Raw genomic sequence first — 12,196 nt, forward strand, 5'->3', positions numbered from 1 at the left:
CGTGCGCGGAGGGCCCCGGGGCGTGCGCGCCCCGGGGCCCTCTCCGTCCCCACCCAGCGGACACCACTGTCCGGTGCGAGACTTGAAGGCGGGGAGGTCGACGGGGACGAGGTGGTTCCGATGAAGACCTTGCGATGGCGTGCGGCGCTCGGGGCGGTCGCGCTCGGATGCCTGACCCTGACGCTCGGCGCGTGCACGGGCGACGCCGAGGAGACCCCCACCGCCGCCGGCACGGTGGAGGCCACCGCGACCGCGGACCCGAGTTCGACGCCGGAGCCGGCCGAGGCCACGGACGATGCCTCACCGGGGGTCGCCGACCTGCCCGACCCGTGCACGCTCGCGAGCGCCGACGAGCTCCAGGCCGCGACCGGCCTCGCGTGGGACGAGGGCGTGATCGAGGAGGAGCTGTCCGATGAGGACTCGCTCGCCTGCCTCTGGAGCGCGCGCCACCCCTTCCTCGCCGTGGCCGTCTCCCCCGGCACCGGGACCGTCGACACGTATCGCGATCAGTGGAAGGGCCGACTCGTGGAGACCGACGAGGTGGTCGGCGCCACCCGTGCCTGGCTGAGCCCCGCGGGGCACACGCTCCACATGGTGGTGAACGACGTCTACGTCGAACTGGAGTACTCGTGGTACCCGGAGGAGGATCCCAGCGCGACGGTCCTGGCCATCGCCCACGTCGTGGCCGGCAACATCCTCGGCGACGACGCGTTCGCGGCGTCAGGGCTTCCCGATCCGTGCGCGCTGGTCTCGGAGGAGGAGCTGCTCGCGGCGACGGGATACGAGTTCACCGAGGAGGGGCTCGACAGCGACTCTTCGAACCTGACGCGGGGCGGATGCGGCTGGACCGCCGCAGAGGTGCCCACGATGCTGTTCCTCACGGTCTCGCGGGGCGACGCGACGGCCGACCGCGCATACTGGGAGGACCTCTACATCGACACCGCGGACGCCACCGTCGCCGGCGCCACCGACGCGTGGACCAGGTGGGAGGGAACGTTCATCGGCATGGAGGTGGGCGACCTCTACGTGACGATCGAGTACGACTGGCACCCGGACAACTTCGTGCCGGCGCGGACGATCGCCGACCTCGCCGAGGCGGTCGCGGGGAACCTCGCCGAGGCGACCGCGGGCGACGCCTGACGGGCGCCCCGCGCCCGCCGCCGCAACCGCGACGCGCCTCCTACCTCGCCAGGTAGACGCGCGCCTCCCAGGGCGCCAGGTGCATCGGCCCCACCACGGGCGGCGGGTCCACCGCCACGCCCTGGTTGTGCAGCACCAGCCGCGCGGCGCCCAGGTCGATGTCCACGTCGACCGGCTCCCCCGAGAGGTTCGCGGCGACCGTCATCACCGAGCCGTCGAGCTCGCGGCGGAACGCGAACACGCGCGGATGCTCGGGCAGCAGCATCGCGAACGAGCCGTGCGACACCACGGCCTCCCCGTGACGCAGGTCGATGAGCGATCGGTAGAAGTTGAAGACGCTGTCGGGGTCCTCCACCTGCGCCTCGGCGTTGAGCCAGGCGTGGTTGGCGGGGACGTCGATCCACGGGGTGCCGGACGTGAAGCCGGCGTGCGGTCCCGCCGTCCACTGGACCGGGGTCCGCGCGTTGTCGCGGCTCATGGCGGACAGCCCGTCGAGCACGCGCTCCTCCCCCACGCCCAGCGCCCGCAGCTCGTCATACGCGTTGAGCGACTCGATGTCGCGGAACTGGTCGATCGACGTGAACCCGGCGTTCGTCATGCCCAGCTCGTCGCCCTGGTAGACGTAGGGCGTGCCGCGCTGGAGGTGCAGCACGGCCGCGAGCGCCTTGGCGGAGGCGGCCCAGTGGTCGCGGTCGTCGCCGAAGCGGGAGACCACGCGCGGCTGGTCGTGGTTGTCCCAGTACAGGCTGTTCCACCCGCGCTCGCCCAGCTCGTGCTGCCAACGCCCCAGGATCGACTTGAGGCGCACCAGATCCAGCGGCTGGGGATCGAACTTGCCGCCCGGCCCGTGGTCCACGTCGACGTGCTCGAACTGGAAGACCATGTCGAGCTCGCGGCGGGCGGGGTCCGTGATGAGCAGCGCCTCGTCCGTGGTGATGCCCGGGGTCTCGCCCACGGTGAGCAGCTCCGCGTCGCGGCCGTCGAACACCTCGCGGCGCATCTCCTGCAGGTAGGCGTGCATGCGCGGCCCGTTGGCGTACAGCGGGAAGCCGTTGCCCAGCCCGCCCGGCAGCGGCGCGCCGTCGCGCAGCGGCAGCTCCTTGGAGATGAGGTTGATGACGTCCATGCGGAAGCCGTCGACGCCCTTGTCCAGCCACCAGCGCATCATCGCGTAGACCGCCTGACGCACCTCGCGGTTCTCCCAGTTGAGGTCCGGCTGCTTGGGGTGGAACAGATGGAGGAAGTACTCGCCCGACTCCTCGTCGAGCTCCCACGTCGATCCGGAGAAGAAGGCCCGCCAGTTGGTGGGCTCGGCGCCCACGTCGCCGGCCGCGAAGCCCTCGCGCGGGGGACGCCACCAGTACCAGTCGCGCTTGGGGCTGCGCCGCGACGAGCGCGACTCGAGGAACCACGGGTGCTCGTCCGACGTGTGGTTGACCACCAGGTCCATGACCAGCTTCATGCCGCGCTCGTGGACCTCCGCGAGCAGCGCGTCGAAGTCCTCCATGGTGCCGAACGCCGGATCGATGGCGTGATAGTCGGAGATGTCGTAGCCGTTGTCCGCGTGCGGCGAGGCGTAGATGGGCGACAGCCACAGCACGTCGACGCCCAGATCCTGGAGGTGGCCCAGCCGGGAGCGGATGCCCGGCAGGTCGCCGATCCCGTCGCCGTTCGAGTCCTGAAAGCTCCGGGGGTAGATCTGATAGACCACCGCGGACTTCCACCAGTCACTGCTCACGGACGCTCCTCCTTGTCGACGGCGACCCGTCCACACTAGTGCGTCTGGCGGGCCGCGAGCGCGGCGTACAGGCCTCCCGCCGCGAGCAGTTCGCCGTGCGTGCCGTCCTCGACGATGCGGCCGCCCTCGACCACGTGGATGACGTCCGCGTGCTGGATGGTCGAGAGACGATGCGCGACCACCAGGGTGGTGCGCCCCCGTGCCGCGCGGTCGAGGGCCTGCTGGACGATGCGCTCGGCCACCGTGTCGAGCGCGCTCGTCGCCTCGTCCAGCAGCAGCACGGGCGGGTCCTTGAGCAGCACGCGGGCGATCGCGATGCGCTGCTTCTCCCCGCCCGACAGCCGGTAACCCCGCTCCCCCACGATGGTGTCGTAGCCGTCCTCGAAGCCCTCGATGGCGTCGTGGATCGAGGCGGCGCGGCAGGCCTCGACCAGCTCCGCGTCCGTCGCGGACGGCCTCGCGTACCGCAGGTTGTCCGCGATGGACGCGTGGAACAGGTAGGTCTCCTGGCTCACGACGCCGATGTGCGCCATCACCGACTCGTGCGCCAGCCGCCGCACGTCCTCGCCCGCGAAGCGCACCTCTCCGGCGGTCGCGTCGTAGAGCCGCGCGGCCAGGTAGACCATGGTGGTCTTGCCCGCTCCGGAGGGGCCCACGAAGGCGTGCGTGGAGCCCGGCTCCGCCACGAACGACACCCCGCCCAGGGTGGGCCGTGCATCGTCCCGTGCCCCGGGGTAGCGGAAGGCGACGTCGCGGAACTCGACCCGGCCGAGCGGGCCCGGGGCGTCCTCGACGGGGACGGCGTCGGGCGCGTCGGTGATCGCGGGCTCGAGGTCCAGGTACTCGAAGATCCGCGCGAAGAGCGCGCGCGAGGTCTGGATCTCGAGCGCCGTGCGCATGAGCGCCATGAGCGGGAACAGCAGGCGCGACTGGACGGCGGTGAAGGCGACGATGGTGCCCGCCGTGAGCGTGGACGAGCCCGCGCCCAGCAGCCAGCCGGCGGCCAGGTAGATGACCGCGGGGACCGAGGACATGACGACCGACACCATCCCGAAGAACCACTGGCCGGTCATGGCCTGCTGGACCTGGAGGCGGATCTGGGTGGCGTTCTCGTCGGCGTAGCGGCGCGCGTCGAGCCGCTGGCGGCCGTAGGTCTTGGACAGCAGCACTCCCGAGACGGACAGGGTCTCCTGGGTGATCGCGGTCAGCTCGGACAGCGACTCCTGCGTGCGGGCGGCGATGCGCGCGCGCACCCGCCCCACGCGCCGCTGCACCCACACGAGGGCGGGCATGAGCACCACGGCGAGCAGGGTGAGGCGCCAGTCGAGCAGCACCATGGCGACCAGCGAGGCGGCCACCGTCACCGCGTTGCCCACGATGCTCGACACGAACGTGGTGAGCACGCCGGAGACGGCGCCCACGTCGTTGAGCAGGCGGGACTGGATCACGCCGGTGCGGGTGCGGGTGAAGAAGCCCAGTTCCATGGACTGCAGCCGCACGAACAGGCGCTCGCGCAGGTCGCCGGTGACGCGGTTGCCCACGGTCGAGGTGAGGTACGTCTGCCAGATGCCCAGCCCCGCCGCGGCGACGAAGATCGCGATCATGAGGCCCGTGAGCTCCGCGAGCAGGCCCAGGCGCACGCCGCCGTCGGGCGGGAACAGCGCGTGGTCGAAGATGCGCTCGACCAGCAGCGGCGGCACCACCGTCGCGGCGGCCGCGACGACGACGAGCACCGCGGTGGTGACGAGCGCGCCGCGGTACGGCCGGAACAGGGCGAGGACCCGCGGCCACAGGTCGGGGATGTCGGGCGCCTGGGCGTTGAGGGCCCGCTGCGCCTCCTCGTCGCGGCTCGCGACGCCGCGGCCGGGCATCCCGCCCATGGCCGCGCGCCGGGGCCCGGGCGGTGGATGCGACATGCCGACAGCCTAGGCCGCGGCGTGCCTGCGACAATGGCGCGCATGACCGTCGCGCTGCCCTCGATCGCCTTCTACGAGCCCCGCATCCCCGAGAACACGGGCAACGCGATCCGGCTGTCGGCCGTCACGGGGGCGCCGCTGCGCCTCATCGAGCCGCTGGGCTTCTCCATGGAGGAGTCGAAGCTGCGCCGGGCCGGGCTCGACTATCACGACCTCGCGAGCGTCACCATCCACCCGGACCTCGAGGCTCTGCTGGCGGACCTTCCGCAGGCGCGCGTGTTCGCCTTCACGGCCAGGGCGTCGGTCACGTACACGGACGTGGACTTCCGCGCCGACGACGTGCTGCTGTTCGGCCCCGAGCCCACGGGCCTGCCCGAGGACGTGCTCGCACACCCGCGCATCACCGAGCGGCTGCGCATCCCGATGCTGCCGGGCCGACGCTCGCTCAACCTCGCGAACTGCGCCGCGATCACCATCTACGAGGCCGCACGCCAGTTGGGGTTCAACCCGCCGGACGCCGCCTGACGCGCAGGCGCGAGCACCGGGGACGATGCGGTGGCCGGGCGGCGTGCCCGGCCTCCTTCTCAGATGCCCAGCTCGAGCAGGTCCGCGGGGTCCGGCTCGCCGGCCGCGCGGGCGAAGAGCGTCATGCCCTGCTTCACCGTCTCCTGCTCCTCGGCGGGCAGGGTCTCGATGATCGACAGGATGGTCGCGCGGCGCGCCTGGGTGACGGTCTCGACGAGCGCGGCGCCGCGCTCCTCGAGGCTCACGCGGATCTCGCGGCGGTTGCCGGGCACGGGGCTGCGGAGGATGAAGCCGTTCTGCTCGAGGCGCTCGACCGTGCGGGTGAGCGTCGAGGGGTGGACGCCGATCTGCTCCGCGAGGTCGCCCATGCGCATGCCTCCCTTGTTGGAGAGCACCACGAGGACACGGAACTGCGGGACCGTCACCTCCTCCAGCGCGGGCGACATGGAGCGCGCTACGATGCCCAGCAGGGCGCGAGAAGCGACGATGGTCGAATCGGTGACGTCGATGAGCACACCTGGACGATAGCAGAGATCCGTGCTACGGTCAAAAGGTTGCAATCGTACAATCTGTGAGGAAGCACGCCCTCGTGACCGCCGCCGCCCCGTCACCCGCCCGCCCCTCCGCACCCCGCCGGGCCGCCGCCTGGTTCCGCCGCTCCGAGAACGGCGCCCTCATCGTGCTGTCCCTCGCGGTGGGCGTCCTCGCCGGATTCGGCGCCATCGCCTTCCGCTGGCTCATCGAGCGGGCTACCTGGATCTTCTCCGGCCACGCCGACTACGCGGGCACCACCGGCCACCCCGAGCACCCGTGGCTCCCCTGGCTCGGCGGCTTCTTCGTGGTGCTCGCCCCCGCCGTCGGCGGCCTCATCTACGGCCCGCTCGTCGCGAAGTTCGCGCCCGAGGCCCGCGGCCACGGCGTCCCCGAGGTGATGTACGCGATCCACCGCCGCGGCGGCCGCATCCCTGCCAAGGTCGCGTTCGTCAAGGCGCTCGCCTCGGCCATCACCATCGGCTCGGGAGGCTCGGTGGGGCGTGAGGGGCCCATCGTCCAGATCGGCTCCGCCGTAGGCTCGACGCTCGGGCGCTGGGTGCGCCTCAACGAGTCCCAGCTGCGCCTCCTGGTCGCGTGCGGCGCCGCCGGCGGCATCGCGGCCACCTTCAACGCCCCCATCGCGGGCGTCTTCTTCGCGCTCGAGCTGCTGCTCGGCTCCGTGGCCGCCCGACACTTCGGCTCGATCGTCATCGCCGCCGTCACCGCATCGGTCATCGGACGCGCCGTCATGGGCGACGAGGCGTTCCTGGTCCTGCCCGAGTTCTCCGTCGAGCACCTGACCGAGTACGGCCTCTACGTGGTGCTCGGGCTCCTCGCCGCGCTCGTGGGGCTGGGCTTCACGCGCGCCCTGTACTGGATCGAGGACCTGTGCGACCGCGTCTGGCGCGGCCCCGAGTGGGCGCGGCCCGCGGTGGGCGGCCTCCTGCTGGGCCTGCTGCTGCTCGCGATCCCCCAGATGTACGGCGTGGGCTACCCCGTCCTCGAGGGCGCCGTGATGGGCCAGTACACCGTGGCGTTCCTGCTCGTCATGCTCGTCGCGAAGGTGATCGCGACGTCGCTCACCATCGGCATCGGCGGCTCCGGCGGCGTCTTCGCACCGTCGCTGTTCCTGGGCGCGATGTTCGGCGCCGCCTTCGGACAGACGGCGGACATGCTGATGCCCGGACTGGATCTCAATCCCGGCGCGTACGCGCTCGTCGCGATGGCCGCCGTGTTCGCCGGCTCCGCGCGCGCCCCGCTGACGGCCGTCATCATCCTGTTCGAGCTCACCGGCGAGTACACCATCATCCTGCCGCTCATGCTCGCCGTCGCCGTCGCGACGCTCGTCTCCGCGCGCCTGTCGAAGGACACCATCTACACGCTCAAGCTGCGCCGACGCGGCATCGACATCGGCGAGCGCCCCGCGCAGCACCCCCTCGAGGGGGTCACCGTGGGCGACCTCATGGCGGCCACCCCGCCCACGCTCGGCGAGGACCTGCCGGCGGACGATGCGATGCGCGCCCTCATCGCGGCCCGTCGCCACGCGCTCCCGGTGGTCGACGCGCACGGCACCCTCACGGGCATCGCCACCACCTCGGCGGCGGCCTCCGCCGTCGCGGACGATGACGACGTCGCCGACGTCACCGTCGCCAGCCTCCTCGAGTGGCGCACGCCCGTGTCGCCCGAGACTCCGGTGACCGAGGTGCTCGACGCCGTGGTCGAGGACGACGGGGCCGACGGCCTCGCGGTCGTGGACCAGGCCGGCGTGCTGGTCGGCTGGCTCCCGCAGGAGGCCGTGCTCCGGCGCCTCACGCCCACGCGCGACTGACCCGACCCAGGCGGCCCCGCCCACCAGGACTCCGCCACCCGCCCCACCAGGGCTCCGACCGCCTCCCACTCGGGCGGCGCTCGGGCAACGTAGACGCCGCACTCCTGTGCGCATCGTCCATCGCGGCGGATTCCGGGACCTCCCGGTGCGATCCTGGCAGGCGTGACCGACGACCTCCTGGGCCAGACCCTCCATCGACTCCGCCTCGAGGGCCTGCGCTACGACCTCACGTCGTTGCGCGGCGAGTGGGCGATCGACCTGCCGGCGAGCGACGGGCTCATGGTGCTGCACCTGGTGACCACCGGCTCGTGTGTGCTCACGGCGGACGGCGGCCGCACCCTCGACCTGTCCGCGGGACACATGGCGCTGCTGCCGCACGGCCTCGCGCACACCCTGCGCGCCGGCGACGCCGCGCCCGTGCCGTTCGCGGACCTGCCGCGCACTCAGGCCGGCCGCCTCTCGCAGGCGACCGTGGGCGACTCGGGAGAGGAGACCCACCTCTTCACGGCCTTCGTGCGGGTCGCCTCGGGCCCCGCCCAGCGGCTCGTCACGGTGCTGCCGCCGCAGGTGCACGTGTTCGCCGCCGACGAGGCCGCCTCGTCGTGGCTGCTGGCCACCGTGCGCATGGTGCGGCGCGAGGCCACGTCCGCCCGCCCGGGCGGCGAGGTGATCATGACGCGGCTCGCGGACATCGTCACCGTCCTGGTGATCCGGGCCGCGCTCGAGGACGAGGCCGTGGGGCGCGACGGCTGGATCGCCGCGCTGCGCGATCCCCAGCTGGGCGCCGCGCTCGCCGCCTTCCACGCCGACCCGGGCGCGACGTGGACCGTCGAGGAGCTCGCGCGCGCCGCCACCATGTCCCGCTCGGCGTTCTCGGAGCTGTTCACCGCGACCGTGGGCACCTCCCCCATGCGCTACGTCGCGCGCTGGCGCCTCGAGGAGGCGCGTGCCGCCCTCGAGTCGGAGAATGATCCCGTCGCCCAGGTGGCCGCCCGCCACGGCTACCAGTCCGAGGCGTCCTTCGCGCGCGCCTTCAAGCGGGAGTTCGGCCTGACGCCCTCGGAGGCGCGGACGCGCCGCACCACCGAGGAGGCGCGCCCGTGACGCTGGTCCCCGTCGACGCGCCGGTCGCCTCCGGCGGCCCGTCGCTGTGGCGCAACCGCGCCTACATGAGCCTCCTCACGGGCGAGACCATCAGCGCCGTGGGCGTCCAGGTCGCGCAGGTGGCCATGCCGATCATCGCGGTCACGTACCTCGCGGCGTCCGAGATGCAGGTGGGCGTCCTGGGCGCCGTGCCCGGCCTCGCCTTCCTCGCGCTGTCGCTGCCGGTGGGCGCCTGGGTCGACCGGGTCTCGCGCCGGGGCGTCATGGTCGCGGCCAATCTGGTGCGCTCCGCGGTGATGGCGACGGTGCCGCTGCTGTGGTGGCTGGGGGTGCTCGAGATGACGGGCCTCGTGGTCGCCGCGCTCGCGCTGTCCGCGGCGCAGGTGTTCTTCGACATGTCCTACATGTCGATGGTGCCGTCGCTGGTGCGGCGCGAGCAGCTGGACGACGCGAACGCGCGCCTCCAGATCACCGCGGAGACCGCGCGCGCCGCCGGGCCCGGGCTGGGCGGGCTGCTCGCCAAGGCGCTCGCCGCTCCCCTGCTCACGCTCGCCGCGACGGTGGGCTACCTCGCCTCCGCGATCGCGATCTGGCGGATCCCGCGCGACGTGCCGCCGCCGCGCCGGGAGGCGCGGCTCATCGGGGAGATGCGCGAGGGCGTCTCCTTCGTGCTCCGCAACATCTACATCCGGCCCGTGGTGGTGTCCGCGACCGTGTCCAACCTGTTCGCCACGCTGGGCATGACGATGGTGCCGGTGCTGCTGCTGCGCGAGCTCGAGATGTCCGCCACCGCGTACGGGCTGCTGCTGTCGTGCGGCTCGCTGGGCGGCATCCTGGGCGCGGTGTCCGCGCCGTGGTTCGGCCGCCGGTTCGGCCAGGGCCACGCGATCCCCGTGACCTACCTCATCGGCGGCATCGCGTTCTTCGCCATGCCGCTCGCGCTCCACGTGCCCCGCGCCGCCGCGATCGCGCTCATCGGCGCCGGCGAGCTCGTGGTGGTCTTCTCGATCGTCGCCTTCAACGTGGTGCAGGTGTCGATGCGCCAACGGCAGTGCCCCCCGCGCATGATCGGCCGCATGACCGCGTCGATCCGCACGCTCATGTGGGGCGTGGGGCCGCTGGGCGCGCTCGGCGCGGGCGTGCTCGCGACCCATCTGGGCCTCGCCGCCACGTTCTGGATCGCGGCCGTGGGCAACCTCGCGGGGATCGCGCTGCTGGTGCGCTCGCCGCTGTGGAGGCTGCGCACCGTGCCCGACCCGGCATGGCTGACCGACCCGGCCCACGCATCGTCCCCGTGACCTCCCTCCCGCGGTCCGCCGGCGCGACGGTGCTACCTTCGTCGTTGTCCCATCCCGAGGAGCACCCCCGCATGACCTTCCGCCCCGGCCTCGTCGCCACCGCGCTCGCCGCCACCGCCCTGCTGGCCGCGTGCACGCCGAGCTCCACGCTCGACGACTCCACGACCCCCTCGCCGGGGGTCTCCGCGGAGCCGACCGCCGGGCCCACGAGCGACGCCGCGACCGAGGTCGAGGCCGCGCCGGAGCTCCCGGCGGGCGTGCCCGACCCGTGCGACCTGCTCACGGTCGAGGAGATCGCGGAGGCGAGCGGCGTGACGCTCGAGGAGGGCGTCGTCTACGGCGTGGTCACCAACTCCCAGCAGGCGGCCTGCCTGTGGCGCACGCCGGCGGAGGACTCCTCGACGCCGCGCCTGCAGGTCACCCTGAGCTGGTCCGACGCCTCCTTCGACGAGCGCCGGGCGATCGCGGAGGAGACGTTCGGCGAGGTCGAGGACGGCGAGATCGACGGGGCCGATGCCGTGTTCATCACGGGCGGCGGGCGTTCCGTCTCGATCGAGGCGGGCGGGTACTACGCCAAGATCTCGTACATCGACCCGGACCGCGACGTGCGCTCCAACCGGTCGATCAACGGGTCCCTGTCCGCGGTGGTCGCGGGCAAGCTGGGCTGAGCCGCCCTCGCCCCCGCGTCACGGCGTCGGGGTGCGCGCGTCGTAGTCCCGCCACGCGCGATTCGCGCGCGTGAGGATCGCGACCAGCGCGATGATCGCGACCCCGCCCAGCAGCGGCGGGAACCACAGCGCCACCACGGTGGCCAGCACGCCGGCGTACATGTCGCCCAGGCGCGGCCCCCCGGTCACCACCACGATGAACACGCCCTGCATGCGGCCACGCATGTGATCGGGCGCCGCCTGCAGCATCATGGTCTGGCGGAAGATCGCGCTCACCTCGTCCGTCGCGCCCATGCCGATCATGCACGCCGCGAGCGCGAGCAGGGCGCCCCCGTGGATGCCGGCCCAGCCCGGCTCGGCGGGGTGCTCCGAGCGCGACAGCGCCAGCGCGACCACGCCGAACACCATCGCGAAGACCCCGAACGCGGTGATCGCCCGCGAGATCGCGATGCCGTGCCGGTGGACGTGCGCCACCGGCCCGGAGAACAGGCTCGCGAGGAGGGTGCCGATGGCACCGGCCGCGGTGAGCAGGCCCACCGCGAGCGGGCCGCCGCCCACCACCGTCGCCCCGAGCGCCGGGAACAGCACATATGGCCGGAAGAACGTCATCGCGACGATGTCGAGGATGAAGCTCATGCGCAGGTTGGGCGCCCGGCGCAGGAAGCCGATCCCCTCGCGCAGCATCGCCCAGCCGGCCTGGGCGCGCTCTCCCAGGCGCGGCAGGGACGGCAGCATCCACACGCCCAGGAAGCCCGCGGTGAACAGCACCGCATCGATCGCGAACGTCCACACGAACCCCACCGCCGCCACGAGCACGCCCGCGAGCGCCGGGCCTACCGTGAACTGCGCCCCGATCGACATGCCGTGCAGCGCGCTCGCCCGCGACAGCAGCTCGGGCGGCAGGATGCGCCCCACGACGGCCGACCGGGTGGTGCCGGTGATGGTCGCCGCGACGGCATGAATGGTGGTGACCACCAGGAACGGCCACGCCTCCGCGCGCCCGCCCGACTGCTGCGCGACCACGTCCCAGACCGAGAGCGAGACCAGGCCCAGCGTCGCCACCCAGGAGGTGATCGAAGAGGCGATGAGCAGCCGCCGGCGGTCCATCACGTCCGCGAGCATCCCGCCCCACAGGCCCGCGATGATCATGGGGACGAGCGCGGTGCCGCCCACCAGTCCGACCATGAAGGTCGACTCGGTGATGTCGTAGATCTGCAGGCCCACCGCGACGATCGACATCTGGGCGCCGACGCCCGCGATCGCGCCGCCGAGCCACAGCCGCGCGAAGGCGGGGCTCGCCCGGAGCGGCGTGAGGTCCACCAGGCGCCGGCGCCGGGGCGCCGGGCGGTCGTCGGCGCGCTCCGCCTCGTCCGCCCGCTCGGTCACGACCCGAGTCTAGGGCGCTGCCGCGCACGAACCGGGGCCGATGCACCGCCCCCTCTCCC

Annotated in this window: 10 protein-coding genes; 6 read left to right on the forward strand and 4 right to left on the reverse strand. The window is 72.9% G+C overall.

Going from position 1 to position 12,196, the window contains the following annotated elements; genetic code table 11:
• Nucleotides 1-120 precede the first annotated feature (120 nt).
• Entirely contained in the window at nucleotides 121-1,140 is a 1,020-nt protein-coding gene (locus AOM03_RS10995) for a DUF3558 domain-containing protein (RefSeq protein ID WP_062381307.1), read from the forward strand.
• Between the two features lie 40 nt (nucleotides 1,141-1,180).
• On the opposite strand, the gene AOM03_RS11000 is transcribed toward AOM03_RS10995, so the two are convergent.
• Together AOM03_RS11000 and AOM03_RS11005 are read right to left on the reverse strand one after the other, a co-directional pair.
• Nucleotides 1,181-2,878 (reverse strand): alpha-glucosidase, encoded by a 1,698-nt coding sequence (locus AOM03_RS11000; protein ID WP_062381309.1) that lies wholly within the window; start codon nucleotides 2,876-2,878, stop codon nucleotides 1,181-1,183.
• Nucleotides 2,879-2,913: 35 nt separating this feature from the next.
• The gene (locus AOM03_RS11005; protein WP_062381395.1) at nucleotides 2,914-4,758 is read right to left on the reverse strand and encodes an ABC transporter ATP-binding protein; all 1,845 of its coding nucleotides are present in this window, start codon (nucleotides 4,756-4,758) and stop codon (nucleotides 2,914-2,916) included.
• A gap of 78 nt (nucleotides 4,759-4,836) precedes the next feature.
• Between AOM03_RS11005 and AOM03_RS11010 the strand changes: the two genes are divergently transcribed.
• Nucleotides 4,837-5,319 (forward strand): tRNA (cytidine(34)-2'-O)-methyltransferase, encoded by a 483-nt coding sequence (locus AOM03_RS11010; protein ID WP_156157728.1) that lies wholly within the window; start codon nucleotides 4,837-4,839, stop codon nucleotides 5,317-5,319.
• 59 nt (nucleotides 5,320-5,378) lie between these two features.
• Here AOM03_RS11010 and AOM03_RS11015 read toward each other — a convergent pair whose 3' ends face one another.
• The gene (locus AOM03_RS11015) at nucleotides 5,379-5,834 is read right to left on the reverse strand and encodes a MarR family transcriptional regulator (RefSeq protein WP_062381313.1); all 456 of its coding nucleotides are present in this window, start codon (nucleotides 5,832-5,834) and stop codon (nucleotides 5,379-5,381) included.
• Nucleotides 5,835-5,890: 56 nt separating this feature from the next.
• On the opposite strand from AOM03_RS11015, the gene AOM03_RS11020 reads away from it, so the two are divergent.
• From AOM03_RS11020 to AOM03_RS11035, 4 genes are all read left to right on the forward strand, one after another.
• A complete protein-coding gene (locus tag AOM03_RS11020; RefSeq protein WP_227589976.1) occupies nucleotides 5,891-7,681 on the forward strand; it encodes a chloride channel protein in 1,791 nt (596 codons plus the stop codon).
• Nucleotides 7,682-7,843: 162 nt separating this feature from the next.
• Nucleotides 7,844-8,785: an AraC family transcriptional regulator gene (locus AOM03_RS11025; RefSeq protein WP_062381317.1), complete on the forward strand. Its 942-nt coding sequence runs from the start codon at nucleotides 7,844-7,846 to the stop codon at nucleotides 8,783-8,785.
• Nucleotides 8,782-10,083, forward strand: a complete 1,302-nt coding sequence (locus tag AOM03_RS11030) for an MFS transporter (RefSeq protein ID WP_062381319.1) — start codon at nucleotides 8,782-8,784, stop codon at nucleotides 10,081-10,083. Before AOM03_RS11025 ends, AOM03_RS11030 begins: the two co-directional genes overlap by 4 nt.
• A 71-nt stretch (nucleotides 10,084-10,154) precedes the next feature.
• The gene (locus AOM03_RS11035) at nucleotides 10,155-10,751 is read left to right on the forward strand and encodes a DUF3558 family protein (protein WP_062381321.1); all 597 of its coding nucleotides are present in this window, start codon (nucleotides 10,155-10,157) and stop codon (nucleotides 10,749-10,751) included.
• 18 nt (nucleotides 10,752-10,769) lie between these two features.
• Here AOM03_RS11035 and AOM03_RS11040 read toward each other — a convergent pair whose 3' ends face one another.
• Nucleotides 10,770-12,137, reverse strand: coding sequence for an MFS transporter (locus AOM03_RS11040; RefSeq protein ID WP_174441940.1), 1,368 nt, complete (start codon nucleotides 12,135-12,137; stop codon nucleotides 10,770-10,772).
• Nucleotides 12,138-12,196: the final 59 nt, after the last annotated feature.

Origin of the sequence: Demequina pelophila, assembly GCF_000971175.1 — a bacterium.
GTDB lineage: Bacteria > Actinomycetota > Actinomycetes > Actinomycetales > Demequinaceae > Demequina > Demequina pelophila.